The sequence below is a fragment of the Kluyvera sp. EC_51 genome, assembly GCF_019584505.1.
Taxonomy (GTDB): domain Bacteria; phylum Pseudomonadota; class Gammaproteobacteria; order Enterobacterales; family Enterobacteriaceae; genus Kluyvera; species Kluyvera sichuanensis.
This window is the reverse complement of record NZ_VDAG01000006.1, coordinates 164,705-186,325: the sequence shown is the minus strand read 5'-3', so window position 1 is coordinate 186,325 and position 21,621 is coordinate 164,705. Positions and strand designations below refer to the sequence as shown.

Sequence of the window (21,621 nt, the reverse complement as noted above, 5' to 3'; positions counted from 1 at the left end):
CGACTAATGATCCACTTATTACGTAGAATAATAGATGTATATATATATTGAATAATATTCATGTGATGAGTTTTATGGATGTTTCGCCTGATAAATTTTACCCAAGCCTGTAAATAAGGAGTAAAACTATTAGATAGTAAGGAAAATGTTCGTAAAATCAGTGGGTAATACACATTAAACGGCGTAGGCTATTACAGCCATAGATAAGACCGACGCCAGGTTGATTGCCCTTTGCGGAGCAGGGTGATGTAATCTAGGTGCTGTTACCACCTTTGTTAAGGTATGTAGAGCGCAACAATAAGCCAGCCTGGCTGGCGCTGAATTCACCTGCTGGGGATTCAGGTAACGGGGCCGCTGATGCGGCCTTTTTACGTCTGGGGATGAGCGATTTGTGCCCGTCCTCGTCATAGGTTCACAAAGCTGTCTTGTTCCGGTTGTTAGATAACGCTTATTGATTTGATAATGTAAACGCATTGGTCGAATCAGGAAAAAGTCGTTAACTTAGACCTCAACGAAAACACGGAGGAAGTACTCGATGTCTTTAATTAATACCAAAATCAAACCTTTCAAAAACCAGGCGTTCAAAAACGGTGAATTCGTAGAAGTTACCGAGAAAGATACCGAAGGTCGCTGGAGCGTCTTCTTCTTCTACCCGGCTGACTTCACCTTCGTATGCCCGACCGAACTGGGTGACGTAGCTGACCATTACGAAGAGCTGCAGAAACTGGGCGTGGACGTTTACTCTGTTTCCACCGACACCCACTTCACCCACAAAGCATGGCACAGCAGCTCTGACACCATCGCGAAAATCAAATACGCGATGATCGGCGACCCGACTGGCGCCCTGACCCGTAACTTCGACAACATGCGTGAAGATGAAGGTCTGGCTGACCGTGCAACCTTCGTTGTTGACCCACAGGGTATCATCCAGGCAATCGAAGTTACCGCTGAAGGTATCGGCCGTGACGCTTCTGACCTGCTGCGTAAAATCAAAGCAGCTCAGTATGTTGCTTCTCACCCAGGCGAAGTGTGCCCGGCTAAATGGAAAGAAGGCGAAGCCACTCTGGCTCCATCTTTGGACCTGGTCGGCAAGATCTAAATTTCCGTCGTCTTTCGCCCCACTGCGGCGTTGGCGTCGCGTGTTCACCCCGGTCACTTACTTATGTAAGCTTCCGGGGACTCACCCGCTAGCCGCCTTGCCGTGACGCGAAATACTGAGGAAATTACCCCCATTATAACGGGTGCGTGAGTGCCCGTTTTTTTCAATAGCGTCCATGATGCAAGCGCATTCAGGCTGCCTGACAAAGGCCGCTTGCATGATGATGTTTTAAGCCCAGGAGATAAAAATGCTCGACACCAACATGAAAACCCAGCTCAAGGCCTATCTTGAGAAGCTGACCAAACCTGTTGAGCTGATTGCCACGCTGGATGACAGCGCTAAATCGGCAGAGATCAAGGAACTGTTGGCTGAAATCGCTGAACTGTCAGACAAAGTCACCTTTAAAGAAGACAACACGCTCGCGGTACGTAAGCCATCGTTCCTGATTACTAACCCAGGTTCCGACCAGGGCCCACGCTTTGCGGGTTCCCCGCTGGGCCACGAGTTTACCTCGCTGGTGCTGGCGCTGCTGTGGACCGGTGGTCACCCGTCGAAAGAAGCGCAGTCTCTGCTGGAGCAGATCCGCGATATCGACGGCGACTTTGAATTTGAAACCTACTACTCGCTCTCTTGCCACAACTGCCCGGACGTGGTGCAGGCGCTGAACCTGATGTCGGTACTGAACCCGCGCATCAAGCACACGGCAATTGACGGCGGTACGTTCCAGAATGAAATTACCGACCGTAACGTGATGGGCGTTCCGGCGGTCTATATGAACGGTCAGGAGTTTGGTCAGGGGCGTATGACGCTGACTGAAATCGTGGCGAAAGTGGATACCGGCGCAGAAAAACGTGCGGCGGAAGAGCTGAATAAACGTGATGCTTACGATGTGCTGATCGTCGGTTCCGGCCCGTCCGGTGCAGCGGCGGCGGTTTACTCTGCGCGTAAAGGTATTCGTACCGGCCTGATGGGCGAACGTTTCGGCGGCCAGGTGCTGGATACCGTTGATATCGAAAACTACATCTCCGTGCCAAAAACCGAAGGCCAGAAACTGGCAGGTGCGTTGAAGGCGCACGTGAGCGACTATGACGTCGACGTGATTGATTCCCAGAGCGCGTCTAAGCTGATTCCTGCCTCGGTTGAAGGCGGCCTGCATCAGATTGAAACCGCGTCCGGCGCGGTGCTGAAAGCACGCAGCATTATCATCGCTACCGGGGCGAAATGGCGTAACATGAACGTACCGGGTGAAGATCAGTACCGTACCAAAGGTGTTACTTACTGCCCGCACTGTGACGGCCCGCTGTTTAAAGGCAAACGCGTAGCGGTCATCGGCGGCGGTAACTCCGGCGTTGAAGCGGCTATCGATCTGGCGGGCGTGGTTGAACACGTGACCCTGCTTGAGTTTGCGCCAGAAATGAAGGCCGACCAGGTGCTGCAGGATAAAGTGCGCAGCCTGAAAAACGTCGACATTATTCTGAATGCACAAACGACAGAAGTAAAAGGTGACGGCAGCAAAGTCACAGGCCTGCAGTATCGTGACCGCGTGAGCGGTGACGAGCATCACGTAGCGCTGGCGGGGATTTTCGTCCAGATTGGCCTGCTGCCAAATACCAACTGGCTGGAAGGCGCGATTGAGCGTAACCGCATGGGTGAAATTATCATTGATGCGAAATGCGAGACTAGCGTGAAGGGCGTATTCGCCGCGGGCGACTGCACCACCGTGCCGTACAAACAGATTATCATCGCCGCTGGCGAAGGTGCGAAGGCGTCACTGAGTTCATTTGACTACCTGATTCGTACCAAAACTGCATAAAAAGAAGACAATGCCTGCAATGTCAAAGGCCACCGAAAGGTGGCCTTTTTTTGTGACTGCTATTTCCCGGCGGCGCTTCGCTTGGCCGAGCTACGGTTTTTTATCGTACGACTAATACCGGGATATGCGCGTGGCGGATAACGCTGGAAGCGTTGGAGCCAAGCAGGTGCGTGCTGATAGATGGGTTACGTGAACCGATTACCACCATATCGGCGTTCAGCTCTTCCGCCAGTTCATTTACGGCATCGCGGACGCTGCCGAGGCGAACGTGAAGCTTAATACGCGAAGGGTCGATGCTGAAATGGCTCACCATGGTGGTCAGACGGCTTTCGGCTTCCTGCTGCAGATGCTCTTCAAAGCGGCGCAGGTCGGCGGCAAAGCGGCTCATGGTGTAGCTGGCCGATGCCGGCAGCACATGAAGCAGATGGATAATGCCATCCTGCTGGGCTAAAAATTCCGCGTGACGCACGGCTTTGTCACTCAATTCCATCTCAAAAACATCAACTGGCATAATGATTGTTTTGTACATATGGCTCCTCCTTGTCTTTGTGGAACTATCAGAACACATAATGAGTTCTAAATATGTCATTTAGTTCGCAAAATAGTTTATCGAGGCGAGGGGAGTTGTAAAGTTTCGTGAGGCAGAAAGTAGCCGAAGGGACAAAACAGAAAGAGGATGCAGAACATCCTCTTAATAGGTTAGCGCGGGAGATTAGCGATGAAATTCGCCTGCCGCTTCCGGCTGGTAAAGCAGCTCGAGCACTTCGAGATGGGTAGAAGTACCGCCTGGCAGTTCCCAGTGAATGGCGCTGCCTGCGCGCAGGCCAAGCAGTGCCGCGCCAACCGGCGCCATCACGGAAAGCTGGCTGCTGCTGTCGGTCATCTGGGCCGGGAAGACCAGCGTGCGGACACGCTCTTCGCCGGTGGTGAGATCGCGGAATCTGACCTGGCTATTCATACTCACTACATCGTGCGGCATGTCCTCTGGGGCACACATCTGGGCACGATCCAGTTCGTCGTTTAGCGCGTTCGCCACCGGGGAATTTGCGTAAGCAGGTTGCTCAAGCAGGCGGTCGATACGCTCGGCATCGAACTCATTAATAATGATGGCAGGTCTGGTCATTATTTACTCCATGTCTATCGATTATCCAAAAGAAAACCCTCACCGCCAGCGGCAAGGGTTCATCTCACCCCATCATACTGATCCTGAGGTCAGGTTTGAAGTGATACAGCGCACATTCGAGAATGGCAACGATCGGTGTTGTGTGAATTTTGTGCGAAATACATCGCAACCTATAAATCTGGATTATTCTTTTTAGGCTGCATTCGGCAGCGTCCTTCCAGTACAGGAGATCGTATGAGTGGTTTCGATAAACTGACCCTGAAAGATGGTAGCTATCTCTGGTTTAAAGATTGGGGAAGCGGACAGCCTATTGTATTTAGCCACGGCTGGCCGCTGACGTCTGATGCGTTTGAGGATCAGATGCTGTTTCTGGGCTCAAAGGGGTATCGGGTTATCGCCCACGATAGACGAGGCCATGGGCGCTCGGCGCAGCCCTGGGACGGGCACAATATGGACCAGTATGCGGATGACCTGGCGGAGTTGACCGCCCATCTGAACCTGAAGGATGCGGTGCACGTTGGGCACTCAACCGGCGGCGGCGAGGTGGCGCGCTATATTGGCCGTCACGGCACGCATCGAGTGGCCAAAGCGGTGCTGATTGGTGCGGTAACGCCCATTATGGTGAAAACGGACTTTAACCCGAACGGCGTGCCGCTGGAGGTTTTCGACGGTATTCGTGACGGGGTGATTAACGATCGCGGCGCGTTTTTCTATGAGCTGACGGCGGCGTTTTACGGCTATAACCGTCCAGGAGCGAAGGAGTCGAAAGCGGTGCGCGAAGGTTTTGTCGAACAAGGATTACAGGGTTCGATTAAGGCGCTGTACGACTGCATCAAGGCGTTCTCAGAAACCGACCTGCGTGAGGACCTGCGCAGAATGACGATCCCAACGCTGGTGATTCACGGTGATGACGATCAGATTGTGCCGTTTGAGACCTGCGGGAAAGTGGCGGCGGAAATTTTGCCTGACGCGGAGCTGAAGGTGTATCGCGGCGGATCGCATGGGATCTGTACCACGCATAAGCATCAGATCAACGACGATCTGTTATCGTTTATCGAGCAGTAGTGTGAATCGCCCCCGAAAACCGGGGGCGTAATCAAACCGTTAGTAGCCGTTTTTATCCAGGATGAACTGTTTGCCGCAGTTGCCGGGATGCGGCTGCGGAAGCAGTGAATCTGCGCTGAGTGGGTTGTTGATGCTGGCGGATTTAATGGCAATCTGCATTTCGGTCAGATAGGCCGGGTTACCGTCGCAGGTCAGCTTGACTGCTTTCACGTTCTCTTTGCCAAAAGCACGGGCAACCGCATCGTCAAAGCTCGCGCGGGTAACGGTTTTGCCGTAGTTAGCAGCAAGGAACTGACCTATTGCGCTCTGCTTCACTTCACTATTCATGCGTACCATGGTACCGAAATAGGCATCGGGGTCGAAACCAAAGCAGACGCCGTGCTTGGCGTACTCATAGCGCTCAAGGCAGGTTTTCCCACCGCTGCCCGGCATCACCTGGTTGAGCTTATTGGCGACTTCCAGCGACAAACCGGTCTCATCGGCGGCGCATTTCCGGCTGGCTTTTGCTTCCGGCATATTGGGGATTGGACGCGTGGCGCAGCCGAAACGCATCCAGCGGTTGTTATCCACGCCGCGTGAGGCAATGGAGCCCGGTAGCCCAGGCCATAGGCCGTGTACCGTTAGATAATCGGCCTTATTGGCGGACTCGGTTGTCCGCAGACATTGTATCGGTTCTTTGCGGTTTCTATCATGCTGGCTCTGGCAGAACCCGTTTTGCCAGGAGAGTGCCAGGACGTAACGGTCGAAGTCGCCATATTGTGTGGGTGCCAGTGGGGCCGCTTGAAGGCTGCCAGCGCAGAGCAGCAGCGCGCATCCTGACACAATATTCTTCCTTAACATTTTCCTGACTCCACGTTTTTAATCATTTAGTGACGTTATTACATAATAAAATAAGGCGCCCTCAGGCGCCTTATTTTATTTATCCGTTAATGATTATCCGGCGACGCCGGGCACCAGGACCTCGGTGGCGATAATCACCACGATAAGGCCAATGATGACCGGTACCGATGTACGTTTAACCACTTCAAACGGAGAGATCTTCGCCATACCGGCAACCGCCACCACCACGCCGGAAACCGGAGAGATGGTACGACCGAGGTTGGACGCCTGCAGCATCGGAATCGACAGGTATGCCGGGTTGATGCCGGAGGAGTGCGCCAGTTTCGGGATCATCTCCACGAAGGCGTAGAACGGTGCGTTACCGGAGCCAGTGGTCATCGCTGCCAGCATGGTCAGGATCACCAGCACCAGCATGAGAATAATGCTGGCCGAGCCGAACGAAGTGGCAATGGAAATCAAGCTGTTAATAAAGCCGATGGTGCTCAGACCCTGGGCGAAAACGCCTGCGGCAACCAGCAGCATTACCACACCAGCGAACGCATCGGCCATCCCGCGGTAGGCCACTTCCAGGCCAGCAAAGACGTTCTGGGTATTGAAGCCGCGGAAGAACTCCAGCACCGCTGCCAGCAGCATGCAGATAACCAGAATGGCGATGATGTGCAGTTCCGGGCCCCATTTACCGTCAAAGATCAGTACGCCGAAAATTGGGGTGAACGGCAGAATGGCGTAGAAGCGAGGCGCGCTGGTGGAGATTTCATTCACATCCAGCATTTCGTGAGAGATATGTTCTTTTTTATCCAGGTAGCGCTGCCAGAAGAAGTGGGCAATCGCCATGGCGACAATCGCGACGATGGAAATAGGCAGCGTGGTTTTAAAGGCAAAATCAATCAGCGGCATTTCTGCGGCTTTTGCTGCCAGCACGACGTCACCGGACGTTGGAGAGAGAATAATGGCCGCCGGAGAGGCGCAGATAGCCGCCGCCGCACCGCGGCTGATGCCGACGTTCACCATCACCGGGAACAGGGTACCCATCAGCAGCACGCCAAGGCCGGTTGCCGAAGAGACGGCCAGTGACATCAGGCAGGCAACGAAATAGGCCGCGATCATCAGTAAATAAGGTGAGTTGATAAACTTCAGCGGTTTAGAGGTCAGCTTAACGACCATATCATTCGCGCCGATATGCGTCATATAAGCAGCAAAACCACAGAGCATCATAATCATCATGCCGAGGTCGCCACCGCGGCTCATTAATAAGATCTTGATGTATTCAACAATATCGGTGGCAGAGTAACCCGTGCTGGTTGCGCTGCTAGGTAAAATCTTGTGACCCATCAATGCGCTGGCAATCAGTAGCAGTAAGCCACCGACGAAAAGGACTCCCGTTGCGGAATAACCTTTGATGATGTAGCGGGCTACGCCCACAATAACCACAACACCAATCAGGAGTTCAAAGAACGTTAACATTATTAACACCTATCGCCCAGTTGTAAAAATTGACGCAGTGCTGCATCAAAAGTAAGGGATGAAATGTGCCGAAAAAAACGACAAATTTAGCTGATGAAAATCAATAAAAAGATTAATTAAAGATGGCGAAGTTGTCATTTACTCGGTGTACTCACAAAGCTGAACATTGTCACCCCAATGAGTATAGCGCGCTGGTGGAATACTATACAGTCAGAGGAAATGAAATGTTGCCTTGCCGGGCACAAAGGTGAAAGGCTCGCGACACCAGTCGCGGTGGGGAAGTACGGTGTTGATGTTGCTCTTCCGCAGGGTAACGTGTGAAATAAAATAGGGAAAGATAAAGTTGCATAAAATATGTGCTAATTAAATCGTTATTTAATGGTTAAGCAATTATTCTCATATTACGAAAATAATATGGGCAAGTAGTTGGTTTAATATAATCAGAAGGCACTTTAAATTTATGGTTTTCTGCTCATGGACGATAATGCGAATCGTTGACGGTAATCGTGCATTATAATTTAGCTTAGGTTGTGCGGTTGGCTTGACGGTTTGTTTAGGAATATTCTAATTTGTAATTCAGGTGAAGAAAAAAGCTAAGCCGCCGCTGCGGTTACGATATCATTAAGCATACGCTTGATAGAATATTCTTAATTAATCATTTTTTGGCAAGACTATCGTGTTAAAACTAAATAGATTTTTCGCACTGCTGGTTGTGATGGTAGGGCTGTCAAGCAGCGCTCTGCCTGCGTATGCGTCTTTTACGGAGACGATTAAGGATGGCTATAACACGGTGAGCAATAACATCGTGCAAACCTGGGATGAACCGCAGAATTACGATCTGTATGTGCCTGTGATTACGTGGCACGCGCGTTTTGCCTACGATAAAGAGAAAACGGACAAATACAATGAGCGTCCCTGGGGTGCCGGTTTTGGCGTTTCGCGTTGGGATGATAAAGGCAACTGGCACGGCATCTATTTGATGGCGTTTAAAGACTCCTTTAACAAATGGGAACCAATTGGCGGCTACGGCTGGGAAGCCACCTGGCGACCGCTGACGGACGATAAATTCCACGTTGGGTTGGGTTACACGATTGGGGTGACCGCACGCGATAACTGGAACTACATCCCGCTGCCGGTGGCATTGCCGATGGCCTCTATCGGTTACGGCCCGGCGACGTTCCAGATGACCTACATTCCTGGCACCTATAACAACGGCAACGTCTACTTCGCCTGGCTTCGTTTTGACTTCTGAAACCGGCCTGGAGCACAGCCGGCGCTAAAGTCAACCCGCAAATAAAAGTTAGAGACATTTATCACTTTTTAACGAAGTTAGGCTGGACAAAACCGACGACAATTGTTGTACTGTTAACTGACACAGATTAGTGTCGTTTTTTCATATAAAGGTAATTTTGATGTCTAAGATTAAAGGTAACGTTAAGTGGTTTAATGAGTCCAAAGGATTCGGTTTCATTACTCCGGAAGATGGCAGCAAAGACGTATTCGTACACTTCTCTGCAATCCAGACCAATGGTTTTAAAACTCTGGCTGAAGGTCAGCGCGTAGAGTTCGAAATCACTAACGGTGCCAAAGGCCCTTCTGCTGCTAACGTCATCGCTCTCTAAGCGAAAAATAGCAGTTCAGAATTCAAAACCCGCTTAAATGCGGGTTTTTTTTATCCTTTTTCTAGCGACTGGCGCTAAACAACCAGAATGCGGCGGCGGTCATGGCGAATGAGCCCAGCAGGTTCACCGCAACGTTCAGCAGCGCCCAGCTCAATTTCCCTTCCTGTAGCAGAAAGACGACTTCAGCCGAGAAGGTGGAGAAGGTCGTCAGCCCGCCGCAAAAGCCGGTGGTGATAAGCAGTTTCCAGACCGGATCAATCTGCGGCAGACGGTTAAACCATGCCAGCCCTGCGCCGATGATAAACGCCCCGACCAGGTTAGCCGTCAGCGTGCCCAGCGGAATCGCATGGTGCATAGGATTAAATCTCAGGCTCAGCAGCCAGCGAGCGACGCTGCCGGTACCTCCGCCGATAAAAACGGCCAACAACAGTTGCATCATGCGAGTTTCCTGCCATTTTCAATTAATGCTGCCAGTGTAGCGTTGAACGGGTGAATCTGGCTATATACTCATCAGTATTCATCATATTGATATATTAGTAAAAGCAGAGGTGTGCGGATGCGGGTAGCAGCAGGGCAGTTTGTCGTCACGCCGGAGTGGCAGGTTAATGCGCAACGCTGCGTCACGCTGATGCGCTCGGCGGCCGAGGCTGGAGCGTCTTTGCTGGTGTTGCCAGAGGCGCTGCTGGCGCGTAGTGATAGCGACCCGGATATGTCCGTCAGGTCGGCTCAGACGCTGGATGGTGGCTTTATGCAGGTACTGCTGGCGCAAAGCCGTAGCGATGCGTTGACCACAGTGCTGACTATCCACACGCCGTCAGGGGAAGGCCGTGCGCGAAACACGCTGGTGGCGCTACGTGGTGGCGAAGTTATTGCCCACTATCACAAGCTCCACCTCTATGACGCCTTCTCCATTCAGGAGTCAAAGCGGGTGGATGCCGGTGAGGCGTTGCCGCCGCTGATTGAGGTTGAAGGTTTTAAGGTTGGCCTGATGACCTGCTACGATCTGCGTTTTCCGGAACTGGCGATGACGCTGGCGCTCCAGGGGGCTGAGATTCTGGCGCTTCCAGCGGCCTGGGTGCGCGGGCCGCTGAAAGAGCATCACTGGGCGACGCTGCTTGCGGCGCGCGCGTTAGATACTACCTGCTACCTGGTGGCGAGCGGGGAGTGCGGTACGCGAAATATTGGCCAAAGCAGAATTATCGATCCGCTGGGCGTAACGCTGGCAGGGGCTACGGCAGAATCGCAGCTGATTATTTCTGATATTCAGCACGAGCATCTTCTGAACGTTCGCCAACAGCTTCCTGTGCTGGCAAATAGACGCTTTGCGCTACCGCAATTAACGTGACGTTTTTTTAAACAACGCTTGATTCACCTTGTTACAGATTGCTATTGTGTGCACGCGCCGGATGACCGTTAATAAATGACAGTGATGTGGCGCATTCTGCAGCCTGTTTTTGAGAAGAAGGTATCTATGGGTGAGATTAGTATTACCAAACTGCTGGTAGTGGCAGCACTGATTGTTCTGGTGTTTGGTACCAAAAAATTACGGACTCTGGGTGGGGATCTGGGTTCAGCCATCAAAGGCTTCAAGAAAGCCATGAATGATGATGAAACTACGGCGCAGAAAAGCGCAGAAGAAACCCCGGCAGAAAAACTCTCTCATAAAGAGTAAGCAGGGCAGCGTTTCACATGGTGTGCTGATGTAGCGCGCCATGCGCAGGTTTAGCCGCCTGTGGAAGGGGCTACAGCGTAAGCACGTTGTAGCCCTTTTTTATGGAAATAACATTTCTGATATTGTCTGATTGCAACAATATATTTCTCACTGAGCTATTAAAAAAGCCGCTTCCAATAGAGAGCGGCTTTTTATCGTGGGTCTCAGAGCGCTTATTTCACTTCCAGGCCTTTGGCCTGAAGGTCGGCGTGATAGGACGAACGCACGAATGGGCCACAGGCCGCGTGGGTGAAGCCCATCGCCAGCGCTTCGGCTTTCATCTCTTCGAACTCATCCGGGCTGACGTAACGCTGCACCGGCAGGTGGTGACGGCTTGGCTGTAGGTACTGGCCGAGTGTCAACATAGTAACGCCGTGGCGACGCAGGTCACGCATAACCTCAACGATCTCGGCGTTAGTTTCGCCCAGACCCACCATCAAACCTGATTTGGTAGGGATTTCAGGGTGCGCTTCTTTAAAGCGCTCCAGCAGTTTCAGTGACCAGTTATAGTCAGCCCCAGGGCGCACGTGGCGGTAGATACGCGGCACGTTCTCCAGGTTATGGTTGAAGACGTCTGGTGGGGTTGCGGTCAGGATCTCTAACGCGCGATCCATACGGCCACGGAAGTCCGGTACCAGTGTTTCAATCTTAATGGTCGGATTCTTTTCGCGAATGGCGGAGATGCAGTCAGCAAAGTGCTGAGCGCCGCCGTCACGCAGGTCATCACGGTCAACGGAGGTGATAACCACATAGCGCAGTCCCATGTCCGCAATGGTCTGGGCCAGTTTTTGTGGTTCGTTCGCATCCGGGGCGACCGGGCGACCGTGGGCAACGTCGCAGAACGGGCAGCGTCGAGTGCAGATAGCGCCCAGAATCATAAAGGTCGCGGTGCCGTGGTTAAAACATTCTGCCAGATTTGGGCAGGAAGCTTCTTCACAGACGGAGTGCAGGCCATTTTTACGCATGGCCGCTTTGATACCCTGGATACGGGAGGAGTCTGCCGGAAGTTTAATTTTCATCCATTCCGGTTTTCGCAGCAGCGCTTCGCGCTCTGTTGCCACGTTTTTAACCGGGATAAGGGCCATTTTATCGGCATCGCGGTACTTAACACCGCGTTCCATCACAATGGGTTTACTCATAGCGTACGTGTTCCAGTTCCGAGTATCGAGGGAAAGCGTTTCAATTCAAGGGAATGTTGTATTTATCAACTATTTTTGAATTTATGGCAGGCAGTATACCATTTAAATGGGGTACAAAGCAGCCTACTGTGCCGGCAAATTGTAAAATAGTTGTTGAATAATGCTTTTTTGCCGGCTAGCGAAGATGAGGAGTACGAGGTTCAGAACGCCTGATGGATGACGTTGATAATGTTTTGCATTACCGGGTCACGCAGGCTGAGCTTATTGTAATGCAATGAAAAGTCGACGCGTTCCTGCTGGAGCGGCATAAAGTCCAGCGTTTGCAGCGGCCAGCACTGTCTGAAGATATGGTAAAAGCGCAGCGGCATAATACCAATCAGGTTGCTTGAGGCGATCAGTGACGCGATGGTGAATAAATTGTAACTGCTCACGCTCACCTGACGATCGGGCAGCATGTCGCGTATCCGCCGGTACTGGTCGTTTTGCCCCGCGCCGTCCATCGTCAGCAGCGTGTGTTCATACTGCATTAGCGTGTCCAGAGAGGGAGATTCCTCCAGCGCCGGGTGGTCGTTGCGACATACCAGCACCAACTTGTCGCTGAACAGCGCATGACGGCCCAGCGTGCGTGGGTTGTTGTGTTCATGATTATCGATAATTAAATCGGTCTGGAACTGGCTGAGCTGCGCGTTGGCATCGGTAACGGCTACGTTTCTCAACAGCACCTGGGTGTAGGTCTTCTTCACAACCTGATAGATAACCGGCATCACGATAGCGCCCACCGAGGCGGCGGTGCCGATAGTAATCACTCGCTGCTTGTCATAGCTGCCGTTCAGATCCAACGCGCCGAGAATCGACTCCAGCCCCTGACTGATATATTCATGAAGATGGGTAGCGTACGCCGTTGGAGTGACGCCCTGGCCTTTGCGAATAAAGAGAGGATCGGGGAAGAGCAGTCTAAGTTTTTGAATGGATTGGCTTATCGCTGAAGGGGTGAGATTCAGTATTTTCGCGGCGTTGACGATACCTTTATGCACGTAGACCGCTTCAAATATGGTCAATAAATTGAGGTCAATATTACGCAGCGTGCGGAAGATTTGTGGTGTCTCATTTTCAACGTTGAGGTTAGTTTTATTTTCGGGCTTATCGTTATAATCCACACTGCTTACTCCGTATTCATTCACTCCATGAATGATAGTTGAGAATAATAATATTATTATTATTCTGAGAAACGCAGAACCGCAAGGTAAAAATGTGATTTTTACGTTAATACTCAATGCATTAATGTTGCTAATACATTGCTGGTAGCTATGTCGTTATGCGTGTCATTGCGCAAAAGTGAGCGTTGTGATGCACTTTATGGCGAAATTAAGCAGAAAAAATAGAGAAACTTGCCGTTATTGTAAAGAGGGAGATGAAAAGATAGTGAATGACCCAACGGATTATTGGGTCAGGATGTATCATATATTAATCGTGAATATATTCATGTGGTGGATTGTTTAGCAAAGCTAAAAAGTGGGAGACCAGCCGAGGTGATATATTTTCCGGCGTTGCGTCGTTCACCCACTGTGATACCTGGGCCATTTCCATTCCCGCATAACCACAAGGGTTAATTCTCAGGAAAGGTGACAGATCCATCGCGATATTCAGCGCCAGGCCGTGGAATGAACAGCCTTTACGGATACGTAGCCCCAACGAACAGATCTTTTTCTCCCCTACGTATACCCCTGGCGCATCGGCGCGAGGGTGCGCTTCGATCCCGACCTCCGCCAACGTATTGACCACCGTCTGCTCTAACAGCGTGACGAGCTCACGCACGCCAAGCTTACGGCGCTTGAGGTTTAACAGGACGTACATCACCTGCTGACCGGGACCGTGATAGGTCACCTGGCCACCGCGGTCGCTCTGAATGACCGGAATATCACCTGGCACCAGCACATGTTCGGCTTTTCCTGCCTGGCCCTGGGTGAAGACGGGCTGATGTTCTACCAGCCAGATTTCATCCAGCGTGGATTCATCGCGGCTATCGGTAAAATCATGCATTGCCTGGGAAACCGGTTCGTAAGGTTGCAAGCCAAGTTGACGGATCAGGAGGGTATTTAAGTCCAAAACAGCGTCTCCGCAGAGAGGGGAAATGATGGACGCAGAGTATATCACGGGAGGAGGGGAGAGGCGTTACCCGGCAGTGCCGGGTAACGGTGATGCGATTACAGCACCATACGGACGATTTCGATATTGCCCAACTCTTCGTACAGCGTTTCTACCTGCTCAATGTGGGTTGCATTGATGGTAATGGACACCGAGTGGTAATTGCCTTTGCTGCTCGGTTTTATCTGCGGAGAGTAGTCACCTGGCGCATGGCGCTGTACCACTTCAACCACCAGGTCAACCAGCTCAGGTTTCGCCAGACCCATTACTTTGTAAGTAAATGGTGTAGGGAATTCAAGCAGTTCGTTCAGTTTGGTTTTCATGTCAGCTCCAGTGTTGAAAAAGAACAACTCCCGCAAAGGTGCGGGAGTTGTTTTTACTATGCATAGTATATGGGGATGGAAATCACACTTTCAAGTGGGTGATTTTTAACCAAACCAGTGGTGGAACATTAATTTAATGTAATCAATGATCTTACCGAAGAAGTTGCCTTCAGGAATTTCCTGCAGCACCACCAGAGGACGCTGATCGATGGTTTTGCCATCCAACTGGAAGTTGATGGTACCGACAACCTGGTTTTTCTGCAGCGGCGCGTGCAGTTCACTGGTGGTCAGCACGTAGCTCGCCTTCAGATCTTTCATACGACCACGTGGAATGGTCAGGTATACGTCTTTGTCCACGCCCAGGGAGGCACGGTCGGTATCACCAAACCAGGCTGGCTCAGAGGCGAACTCTTTACCGGCTTTAATTGGGTTCACGGTTTCGAAGAAACGGAAGCCCCAGGTCAGCAGCTTTTTACTTTCGGTTTCACGACCTTTATAGGTACGACCGCCCATGACGGCAGAAACCAGGCGCATCTGACCTTCGGTGGCGGAAGCGACCAGGTTGTAGCCTGCTTTATCGGTGTGACCGGTTTTGATGCCGTCGACGTTCAGGCTGTTGTCCCACAGCAGACCGTTACGGTTCAACTGACGGATGCCGTTAAAGGTGAACTCTTTTTCTTTGTAGATGGTGTATTCGTTCGGCACGTCGCGGATCAGCGCCTGGCCAATCATCGCCATATCACGCGCGGAGCTGTACTGACCATCTGCATCCAGGCCGTGAACGGTCTGGAAGTGAGTGTTCTGCAGACCCAGCGCCGTAACATAGCTGTTCATCAGCCCAACAAAAGCGTCCTGGCTACCAGCGACGTAGTCGGCCATCGCAACACAGGCATCGTTACCGGACTGCAGGTTAATCCCGCGGATAAGCTGGGATACTGGAACCTGCATGCCAGGTTTCAGGAACATCAGGGAAGAGCCTTTGAATACCGGGTTGCCGGTGGCCCAGGCATCGTTGCCGATGGTGACCAGATCGGACTCTTTAAATTTACCCGCTTTCATCGCCTGGCCGATGACGTAGCTGGTCATCATTTTAGTCAGACTCGCCGGGTCGCGACGGCTGTCAGCATTCTGCTCAGCCAGAACTTTACCGGAGTTGTAATCAATAAGAATGTAGGACTCCGCGTCAATCTGCGGAACGCCTGGAATCATGGTTTTGATGTTCAGGTCATCGGCGTGGGCAGCGGAAGAGAGTGCTGCGACGGAGAGCGCCGGAATGAGTAAGCGAGCGAAAAAAGAGGTCTTCATGGTCAAAACAACGACATCCGTGATGGAGTTAAAAAAGTGCCTTACTATAGCAAATGCCCTGCAGACAGGCATCCGACATCGCATATGACTTTGTTAATGACTTTTACATATACGAAGAATCGGATACCTCTGAGCGTTCTAGTTGGCGCGAGTAATAAACGATTGCAGCTGTGCTTCGCTCTGCAAACGTTGCTGTATGGTGCTGGCTTCGCCTTTGCTGCTGAACGGGCCTAGCTGAATACGCCAGACCGCACCGTTTTGTGTGACACGGCCCGGTACGGAAAACTGCTGGCTTAAGCGCTGTTGATACTGCTGCGCGCGCGCCTGATCGCTTACGGCGCCAACCTGCACGACGAAATCTCCGGTGGCGGCAGGGGCGGCGGCGGCGGCCGGTGCTGCTACCGCAGCTGCAGGCGCCGTCACTGGCGCGGCTGCCGATGGTGTTGCCGCTGGGGCTGGCGTCGGTGCTGGCTCTTCGAGAACGCCGCTGTTTAACGGCGTAGGGGCGCCAAGGAAGCCGCCGCTTTTCACCGGGGCACCATCACCGTTGTTTGCTGGGGTCAGCGTATCGTTGCTGATAGGGCGGATATCACCCTGCGGTGCTGCTGCCTGCGGGGCGGAAGAGGCGCTGCCCATACCGCCGCTCAGGTCTGGACGACTTGGCAACGCATAGGTCTGTTTGGCAACGGTGGTACAGGCCATGCCTGGACCGGAAAGTGAACCATCCTGCGCCACAATAATCGGGTCGATACGGACCTTAGTGTTATTGGAGGTGTTCAGGCGATCTGCTGCCGCACGGGAGAGCGAAATCACACGATCGTTGCCATAAGGGCCGCGATCGTTAATGCGTACGACGATCATCCGGCCATTGGCCAGGTTGGTGATACGCGCGTAGCTTGGAATCGGTAATGTCGGGTGCGCCGCCGTCAGCTGCGTCGGGTCAAACGCTTCGCCGCTGGCGGTCAGATTGCTGCCCGGCTCAGCGTCGTAAATGGCAGCGAGGCCCGCCTGACTGAAGTTTGACGGATCCTGAACGACTTTGTATTTCTTGCCGTCACGTTCGTAGTCCTGATTCGCGGTCGCATTCAGGGGTTCAAAGTGCGGATCGGCCCCGCTGATTTCGACCGACGGGCCGTTACATACCGCAGGTTGTGGTGCAGATACGGTTTGTTGTTGACCATCATCGCTCGAACAAGCCGCCAGCAGCCCTGCTGCTATGCAGATCCCAAGCCATTGCTTACGCATTGAGCACCCCTTAGACGCTTTTTGACAACATTTTTCTGTGTGTATGTATCGACATCACGATACCGAACCCGGCCATCAGTACGATCAGGGCGGAGCCCCCGTAGCTGACCAGCGGTAGCGGCACGCCAACTACCGGCAAGATGCCACTTACCATACCAATATTTACGAAGACATAAACGAATAAAATCAGCATTAAACCACCGGCCATGACGCGGCCGAAGGACGTCTGCGCCTGGGCGGCAATCCACAGCCCGCGCATAATCAGCAGGACGTAGAGCGCCAGCAGGATAAGGATGCCAATAAGCCCCAGTTCTTCGGAGAGAACCGCGAAGATAAAGTCGGTGTGGCGCTCCGGCAGGAATTCGAGCTGCGATTGTGTACCGTGCAGCCAGCCTTTGCCGCGCAGGCCACCGGAACCAATGGCGATTTTAGACTGAATAATGTGATAACCCGCACCGAGTGGGTCTGATTCCGGATCCATCAGCATCATGACGCGCTGGCGCTGGTAGTCGTGCATCAGGAAGAACCACAGAATCGGGATAAAGGCGGCGACCAGCAGGACGGCGACCAGAATCAGGCGCCAGCTTAAACCCGCGAGGAACAGCACGAACAGGCCGGACAGGGCGATCAGGATTGAGGTACCGAGGTCAGGCTGAGCGGCAACCAGCAGGGTCGGCAGGAAGATCAGCACCAGCGCAATGCCGGTGTTTTTCAGCGTCGGCGGACAAACATCGCGGTTGATAAAGCGCGCGACCATCAGCGGCACCGCAATTTTGGCAATCTCCGACGGCTGGAAGCGGACGATACCGAGATCCAGCCAGCGCTGCGCCCCTTTGGATATCGCCCCGAAGGCATCTACCGCGACCAGCAGTATAATGCAGAAGATATAGAGCCACGGCGCCCAGCCTTCGTACACGCGCGGTGGGATCTGCGCCATCACAATCATGATGACGAGGCCCATTGCAATCTGGCCGATTTTACGTTCCATCATGCCCATGTCCTGGCCGCTGGCGCTCCAGATAACCAATGCACTGTAGGTCAGCAGCGCCAGCAGGATGAGCAGCATAGCTGGGTCGAGGTGGATCTTATCCCAGAACGATTTTTTGTTCGGATTATCCGTCATGTTTATTGGTCCTCCGCCGCGGCGGCCGCTGGGTTTTCAGCCGGTAAATCGGTGTTGTTATCGCCCAGCATGATGTGATCAAGAATTTGACGCATGATGGTACCGACCGCCGGGCCTGCACCACCGTTTTCTAAAATAATAGCGACCGCCACCTGTGGGTCGTTATACGGCGCAAACGCGGTCATTAATTTGTGGTCACGCAGACGCTCCGCAATACGGTGGGCGTTATACGTTTCGTTGGCCTTCAGGCCAAAGACCTGCGCGGTACCTGATTTAGCCGCAATCTTATACGGTGCGCTGGCAAAATATTTGTGCGCGGTACCATTGCCACGGTTGGCAACGCCGAACATCCCGTCTTTGGCAATTTCCCAATAGCCGGAATGGATGTCGCCTATCGGCGGCTCCTGCGGCTGTATCCACGGCACTTTCTTGCCTTCTTCGACGGTGCTAGCCAGCAGGTGAGGCGTTTTGATGATGCCATCGTTAATCAGGATCATCAGCGCTTTGCTCATCTGGATAGGGGTTGCCGTCCAGTAACCCTGGCCGATCCCCACCGGAATGGTATCGCCCTGATACCATGGCTTTTTAAAGCGTTTAAGTTTCCATTCGCGGGTTGGCATATTACCGGAGCGCTCTTCCGCAAGGTCGATGCCGGTATAGTCGCCGTAGCCGAACTTGCTCATCCACTCTGACAAACGGTCAATACCCATATCATAGGCGACCTGGTAGAAGAAGGTATCCGCAGACTCTTCCAGCGCTTTGGTAACGTTCAGGTGGCCGTGGCCCCATTTTTTCCAGTCACGATAGCGTTTTTCTGAGCCTGGAAGCTGCCACCACCCTGGGTCAAACAGGCTGGTGTTGCGGTTAATTACGCCAGCGCTCATGGCGGAGACCGCCACATACGGTTTCACCGTGGAGGCCGGAGGGTAAACCCCCTGGGTAGCGCGGTTGACCAGCGGCGTATTCGGATCGTTTAACAGGCCGCTGTAGTCTTTACTGGAGATGCCATCAACGAACAGGTTAGGGTCGTAGCTTGGCATTGAGACCAGCGCCAGAATGCTGCCGTTGCGCGGGTCAGTGACCACCACGGCGGCACGGCTGCCAGCCAGCAGCGTCTCGATATACTGCTGCAGCTTGAGGTCGAGCGTCAGGTAGATATCGTGACCGGCCTGCGGCGGCACCTCTTTCAACTGACGGATAACGCGGCCACGGTTGTTGACTTCAACCTCTTCGTAGCCGGTCTGCCCATGCAGCATATCTTCGTAATAGCGCTCAATGCCCAGCTTGCCGATATCATGGGTTGCCGCATAGTTGGCGAGCTTGCCATCTTTATCGAGGCGGTCGACGTCTTTATCGTTAATTTTAGAGACGTAGCCGATAACGTGAGTTAAGGCAGAACCATACGGATAGAAGCGTCGCTTGTAACCTTTAACCTCAACGCCCGGGAAGCGGTACTGGTTGACGGCAAAGCGCGCCACCTGCACTTCGGTGAGGTTGGTTTTCAGCGGAATAGAGGTAAAGCGGTGCGAACGTGCGCGCTCTTTTTTAAAGGCGGCAATATCGTCATCGGAGAGATCGACAACGCTGCGCAGGCCATCAATGGTCTCCTGCACGCTGTCGACTTTTTCCGGCATGATTTCCAATTGGTAGATGGTGCGGTTAAGCGCCAGCGGCGTACCGTTACGATCGTAAATAATGCCGCGGCTTGGCGCGATAGGCACCAGCTTGATACGGTTTTCGTTAGAACGCGTTTGGTAGTCGGTAAAACGAACGATCTGCAAATTGTAGAGGTTGGCAATCAGCACGCCGGTAAGCAGCAAAATTCCCAAAAAAGCGACCACCGCCCGGCGCACAAATAGCGCGGACTCTGCCGTATAGTCGCGAAAAGAATTCTGTAGTTTCATTCGCTGCTTAATCTACCTAGGTCTCATTACTCGCGGTGGTAAGGGTGGTTGGTGGTGATGCTCCACGCCCGATAAAGGCTTTCGGCTACCAGCACGCGCACAAGCGGGTGCGGGAGCGTCAGCGTGGAGAGCGACCAACTTTGTTCTGCTGCGGCTTTGCATGCCGGGGAAAGCCCTTCTGGTCCGCCGATAAGCAGGCTAACGTCACGCCCGTCACCTTTCCAGCGTTCCAGTTCACGTGCAAGCTGCGGCGTATCCCAGGGTTTGCCTGGAATATCCAGCGTGACGATACGGTTTTTTCCTGCGGCGGCGAGCATTAACTCGCCCTCTTTATCCAGAATACGTTTGATGTCGGCGTTTTTACCGCGCTTGCCGGCAGGAATTTCCACCAGTTCGAACGGCATATCTTTCGGAAAACGACGAAGGTATTCGGTAAATCCGGTTTGTACCCAGTCAGGCATTTTGGTGCCGACGGCGACCAACTGCAGCTTCACAACTTAACCCCAGAGCTTTTCCAGTTCATACAGGCGACGGCTGTCTTCCTGCATGACATGGACAATGACATCGCCTAAATCAACAACAATCCAGTCGCCGGCATTTTCGCCTTCAACGCCCAGCGGCAGCAGGCCAGCAGCGCGGGATTCCTGGACCACATGATCGGCAATGGACATAACGTGGCGGCTAGAGGTGCCAGTACAGATAACCATGCAATCAGTGATGCTGGATTTACCCTGAACATCAATGGTGATGATGTCCTGACCTTTCAAATCATCAATTTTGTCGACAACAAAATCCTGGAGTGCTTTACCCTGCAAGTGTTCCCCCTGGGGTGTGAAGATAAACGGTATTAAACAGCCAGACAGTATACCCGAATTGAAAATATTATCGGGACAAAAAATCACCGAACGGGCGTTCTGGCGGGCTATCATCCCATCCCTTAGCGCTGATTGCATCGCCATTTTTGTAAAACAATTTCTGTCCACAAGTGTTGGAGGGGGATGATTCTGGCTGCGGAGGATAACAGCCTTGCAACGTGTGTCAATGGGTGGACGGAGGTCTGGTGCAGAAATCCGTTTTATTCCGCTTCCGGCAGCCAGATTGCGCGACTATTGAGCACCCGCAGGGTGACAAATTCCGCTGAATAATCAATGACGCTCCACGCGCCGTGGTCGATGCGGAAATGCCACATTCCGGCCATCGGCATGCCGAGCAGCAGCGCGGTCAGCAGGCTAAGCACGCCTTGATGGCTGACGATCAGCAGGTTGTGGTCATCATAGTGGGCAAGCTCGGCGGCAAACGCTGAAACGCGGCGGGAGAAATCGGGGAAACCTTCGCCGTTGGTCGGGGCGGCGTGTTGCCAGTCGGCGCACCAGGCGGCGTAGTTCTCTTTATCTTCAATTTGAAGATCGCGGTGATGGCGCATCTCCCAGTCGCCGAAAAACATCTCGTTCAGCAGCGGGTGAGGGGTGATAGGGATTTGTCGCTCGCCCAGCAGCAGGCGCGCCGTGTGCTGGGTGCGCTCCAGCTCGCTGCACAGTACGCGGTCGAAGGAAACCTGATGCAGCATTTCGCCAAGGCGTTCAGCCTGTCTTTGGCCTTTAACGGTCAGCGGGGTCGGCGCGTGGCCGCTGTACAGTCCTGCCACGTTGGCTTCGGTTTCACCGTGACGTACCAGCCAGATTTTCATCGCGTCTCCCCTG

The 21,621-nt window shown here is 52.9% G+C and carries 23 protein-coding genes; 7 read left to right on the top strand and 16 right to left on the bottom strand.

Annotated elements, in window-relative coordinates; genetic code table 11:
• Window positions 1-535 precede the first annotated feature (535 nt).
• Together ahpC and ahpF are read left to right on the top strand one after the other, a co-directional pair.
• A complete protein-coding gene (ahpC, locus tag FHC49_RS02440; RefSeq protein ID WP_035895873.1) occupies window positions 536-1,099 on the top strand; it encodes an alkyl hydroperoxide reductase subunit C in 564 nt (187 codons plus the stop codon).
• A gap of 247 nt (window positions 1,100-1,346) precedes the next feature.
• Entirely contained in the window at window positions 1,347-2,912 is a 1,566-nt protein-coding gene (ahpF, locus tag FHC49_RS02435; protein WP_220438483.1) for an alkyl hydroperoxide reductase subunit F, read from the top strand.
• A 100-nt stretch (window positions 2,913-3,012) separates the two neighbouring features.
• Here the strand turns inward: ahpF and uspG are convergent, their stop codons facing one another.
• Both uspG and rnk read right to left on the bottom strand, forming a co-directional pair.
• Window positions 3,013-3,441: a universal stress protein UspG gene (uspG, locus tag FHC49_RS02430; RefSeq protein WP_185669843.1), complete on the bottom strand. Its 429-nt coding sequence runs from the start codon at window positions 3,439-3,441 to the stop codon at window positions 3,013-3,015.
• 183 nt (window positions 3,442-3,624) lie between these two features.
• Window positions 3,625-4,035, bottom strand: coding sequence for a nucleoside diphosphate kinase regulator (rnk, locus tag FHC49_RS02425; RefSeq protein ID WP_185669842.1), 411 nt, complete (start codon window positions 4,033-4,035; stop codon window positions 3,625-3,627).
• A gap of 234 nt (window positions 4,036-4,269) precedes the next feature.
• On the opposite strand from rnk, the gene FHC49_RS02420 reads away from it, so the two are divergent.
• Window positions 4,270-5,100 (top strand): alpha/beta fold hydrolase, encoded by an 831-nt coding sequence (locus FHC49_RS02420; RefSeq protein ID WP_185669841.1) that lies wholly within the window; start codon window positions 4,270-4,272, stop codon window positions 5,098-5,100.
• 39 nt (window positions 5,101-5,139) lie between these two features.
• Here the strand turns inward: FHC49_RS02420 and rna are convergent, their stop codons facing one another.
• Window positions 5,140-5,940, bottom strand: coding sequence for a ribonuclease I (gene rna, locus FHC49_RS02415; RefSeq protein WP_220438482.1), 801 nt, complete (start codon window positions 5,938-5,940; stop codon window positions 5,140-5,142).
• A 93-nt stretch (window positions 5,941-6,033) separates the two neighbouring features.
• On the bottom strand, window positions 6,034-7,404 hold the full coding sequence (gene dcuC / locus FHC49_RS02410) for an anaerobic C4-dicarboxylate transporter DcuC (RefSeq protein ID WP_185669839.1): 1,371 nt from the start codon (window positions 7,402-7,404) through the stop codon (window positions 6,034-6,036).
• Between the two features lie 676 nt (window positions 7,405-8,080).
• On the opposite strand from dcuC, the gene pagP reads away from it, so the two are divergent.
• Both pagP and cspE read left to right on the top strand, forming a co-directional pair.
• A complete protein-coding gene (pagP, locus tag FHC49_RS02405) occupies window positions 8,081-8,656 on the top strand; it encodes a lipid IV(A) palmitoyltransferase PagP (protein ID WP_370631741.1) in 576 nt (191 codons plus the stop codon).
• A gap of 160 nt (window positions 8,657-8,816) precedes the next feature.
• Window positions 8,817-9,026: a transcription antiterminator/RNA stability regulator CspE gene (cspE, locus tag FHC49_RS02400; protein ID WP_000034825.1), complete on the top strand. Its 210-nt coding sequence runs from the start codon at window positions 8,817-8,819 to the stop codon at window positions 9,024-9,026.
• Window positions 9,027-9,087: 61 nt separating this feature from the next.
• Here the strand turns inward: cspE and crcB are convergent, their stop codons facing one another.
• Complete coding sequence (crcB, locus tag FHC49_RS02395; protein WP_185669838.1) at window positions 9,088-9,465, bottom strand: fluoride efflux transporter CrcB; 378 nt, start codon at window positions 9,463-9,465, stop codon at window positions 9,088-9,090.
• Between the two features lie 117 nt (window positions 9,466-9,582).
• On the opposite strand from crcB, the gene FHC49_RS02390 reads away from it, so the two are divergent.
• The gene (locus FHC49_RS02390) at window positions 9,583-10,371 is read left to right on the top strand and encodes a deaminated glutathione amidase (protein ID WP_185669837.1); all 789 of its coding nucleotides are present in this window, start codon (window positions 9,583-9,585) and stop codon (window positions 10,369-10,371) included.
• A gap of 126 nt (window positions 10,372-10,497) precedes the next feature.
• Window positions 10,498-10,698 (top strand): twin-arginine translocase subunit TatE, encoded by a 201-nt coding sequence (tatE, locus tag FHC49_RS02385; protein ID WP_061283475.1) that lies wholly within the window; start codon window positions 10,498-10,500, stop codon window positions 10,696-10,698.
• Between the two features lie 212 nt (window positions 10,699-10,910).
• On the opposite strand, the gene lipA is transcribed toward tatE, so the two are convergent.
• From lipA to FHC49_RS02330, 11 genes are all read right to left on the bottom strand, one after another.
• Window positions 10,911-11,876, bottom strand: a complete 966-nt coding sequence (gene lipA, locus FHC49_RS02380; RefSeq protein WP_185669836.1) for a lipoyl synthase — start codon at window positions 11,874-11,876, stop codon at window positions 10,911-10,913.
• A 200-nt stretch (window positions 11,877-12,076) separates the two neighbouring features.
• Window positions 12,077-13,033: a YbeF family transcriptional regulator gene (locus FHC49_RS02375; RefSeq protein WP_220438481.1), complete on the bottom strand. Its 957-nt coding sequence runs from the start codon at window positions 13,031-13,033 to the stop codon at window positions 12,077-12,079.
• A gap of 307 nt (window positions 13,034-13,340) precedes the next feature.
• Window positions 13,341-13,982: a lipoyl(octanoyl) transferase LipB gene (gene lipB, locus FHC49_RS02370; protein WP_220438480.1), complete on the bottom strand. Its 642-nt coding sequence runs from the start codon at window positions 13,980-13,982 to the stop codon at window positions 13,341-13,343.
• Between the two features lie 98 nt (window positions 13,983-14,080).
• On the bottom strand, window positions 14,081-14,344 hold the full coding sequence (ybeD, locus tag FHC49_RS02365) for a DUF493 family protein YbeD (RefSeq protein ID WP_035894333.1): 264 nt from the start codon (window positions 14,342-14,344) through the stop codon (window positions 14,081-14,083).
• Window positions 14,345-14,449: 105 nt separating this feature from the next.
• Complete coding sequence (dacA, locus tag FHC49_RS02360) at window positions 14,450-15,649, bottom strand: D-alanyl-D-alanine carboxypeptidase DacA (protein WP_123650106.1); 1,200 nt, start codon at window positions 15,647-15,649, stop codon at window positions 14,450-14,452.
• A 138-nt stretch (window positions 15,650-15,787) separates the two neighbouring features.
• Window positions 15,788-16,894, bottom strand: coding sequence for an endolytic peptidoglycan transglycosylase RlpA (rlpA, locus tag FHC49_RS02355; protein WP_220438479.1), 1,107 nt, complete (start codon window positions 16,892-16,894; stop codon window positions 15,788-15,790).
• Between the two features lie 10 nt (window positions 16,895-16,904).
• Complete coding sequence (gene mrdB / locus FHC49_RS02350) at window positions 16,905-18,017, bottom strand: peptidoglycan glycosyltransferase MrdB (RefSeq protein ID WP_185669832.1); 1,113 nt, start codon at window positions 18,015-18,017, stop codon at window positions 16,905-16,907.
• A gap of 2 nt (window positions 18,018-18,019) precedes the next feature.
• Window positions 18,020-19,921 carry a peptidoglycan DD-transpeptidase MrdA gene (mrdA, locus tag FHC49_RS02345; RefSeq protein WP_185669831.1) on the bottom strand — a complete coding sequence of 634 codons (1,902 nt, stop codon included), beginning with the start codon at window positions 19,919-19,921 and terminating at the stop codon, window positions 18,020-18,022.
• A gap of 26 nt (window positions 19,922-19,947) precedes the next feature.
• Complete coding sequence (gene rlmH, locus FHC49_RS02340) at window positions 19,948-20,415, bottom strand: 23S rRNA (pseudouridine(1915)-N(3))-methyltransferase RlmH (protein WP_035894327.1); 468 nt, start codon at window positions 20,413-20,415, stop codon at window positions 19,948-19,950.
• Window positions 20,416-20,418: 3 nt separating this feature from the next.
• Window positions 20,419-20,736 (bottom strand): ribosome silencing factor, encoded by a 318-nt coding sequence (gene rsfS / locus FHC49_RS02335; RefSeq protein WP_185669830.1) that lies wholly within the window; start codon window positions 20,734-20,736, stop codon window positions 20,419-20,421.
• A 260-nt stretch (window positions 20,737-20,996) separates the two neighbouring features.
• A complete protein-coding gene (locus FHC49_RS02330) occupies window positions 20,997-21,608 on the bottom strand; it encodes an adenosylcobalamin/alpha-ribazole phosphatase (RefSeq protein ID WP_220438477.1) in 612 nt (203 codons plus the stop codon).
• Window positions 21,609-21,621: the final 13 nt, after the last annotated feature.

Bases quoted from the DNA above. Each gene is read 5' to 3' on its own strand.
- FHC49_RS02390 (WP_185669837.1), top strand. From the start codon at position 9,583: ATGCGGGTAGCAGCAGGGCAGTTTGTCGTCACGCCGGAGTGGCAGGTT.
- lipA (WP_185669836.1), bottom strand. From the start codon at position 11,876: ATGAGTAAACCCATTGTGATGGAACGCGGTGTTAAGTACCGCGATGCC.
- rlpA (WP_220438479.1), bottom strand. From the start codon at position 16,894: ATGCGTAAGCAATGGCTTGGGATCTGCATAGCAGCAGGGCTGCTGGCG.
- dacA (WP_123650106.1), bottom strand. From the start codon at position 15,649: ATGAAGACCTCTTTTTTCGCTCGCTTACTCATTCCGGCGCTCTCCGTC.
- cspE (WP_000034825.1), top strand. From the start codon at position 8,817: ATGTCTAAGATTAAAGGTAACGTTAAGTGGTTTAATGAGTCCAAAGGA.
- crcB (WP_185669838.1), bottom strand. From the start codon at position 9,465: ATGATGCAACTGTTGTTGGCCGTTTTTATCGGCGGAGGTACCGGCAGC.
- ahpC (WP_035895873.1), top strand. From the start codon at position 536: ATGTCTTTAATTAATACCAAAATCAAACCTTTCAAAAACCAGGCGTTC.
- dcuC (WP_185669839.1), bottom strand. From the start codon at position 7,404: ATGTTAACGTTCTTTGAACTCCTGATTGGTGTTGTGGTTATTGTGGGC.
- tatE (WP_061283475.1), top strand. From the start codon at position 10,498: ATGGGTGAGATTAGTATTACCAAACTGCTGGTAGTGGCAGCACTGATT.
- ybeD (WP_035894333.1), bottom strand. From the start codon at position 14,344: ATGAAAACCAAACTGAACGAACTGCTTGAATTCCCTACACCATTTACT.
- uspG (WP_185669843.1), bottom strand. From the start codon at position 3,441: ATGTACAAAACAATCATTATGCCAGTTGATGTTTTTGAGATGGAATTG.
- mrdB (WP_185669832.1), bottom strand. From the start codon at position 18,017: ATGACGGATAATCCGAACAAAAAATCGTTCTGGGATAAGATCCACCTC.
- mrdA (WP_185669831.1), bottom strand. From the start codon at position 19,921: ATGAAACTACAGAATTCTTTTCGCGACTATACGGCAGAGTCCGCGCTA.
- rna (WP_220438482.1), bottom strand. From the start codon at position 5,940: ATGTTAAGGAAGAATATTGTGTCAGGATGCGCGCTGCTGCTCTGCGCT.
- ahpF (WP_220438483.1), top strand. From the start codon at position 1,347: ATGCTCGACACCAACATGAAAACCCAGCTCAAGGCCTATCTTGAGAAG.
- rnk (WP_185669842.1), bottom strand. From the start codon at position 4,035: ATGACCAGACCTGCCATCATTATTAATGAGTTCGATGCCGAGCGTATC.
- FHC49_RS02420 (WP_185669841.1), top strand. From the start codon at position 4,270: ATGAGTGGTTTCGATAAACTGACCCTGAAAGATGGTAGCTATCTCTGG.
- FHC49_RS02330 (WP_220438477.1), bottom strand. From the start codon at position 21,608: ATGAAAATCTGGCTGGTACGTCACGGTGAAACCGAAGCCAACGTGGCA.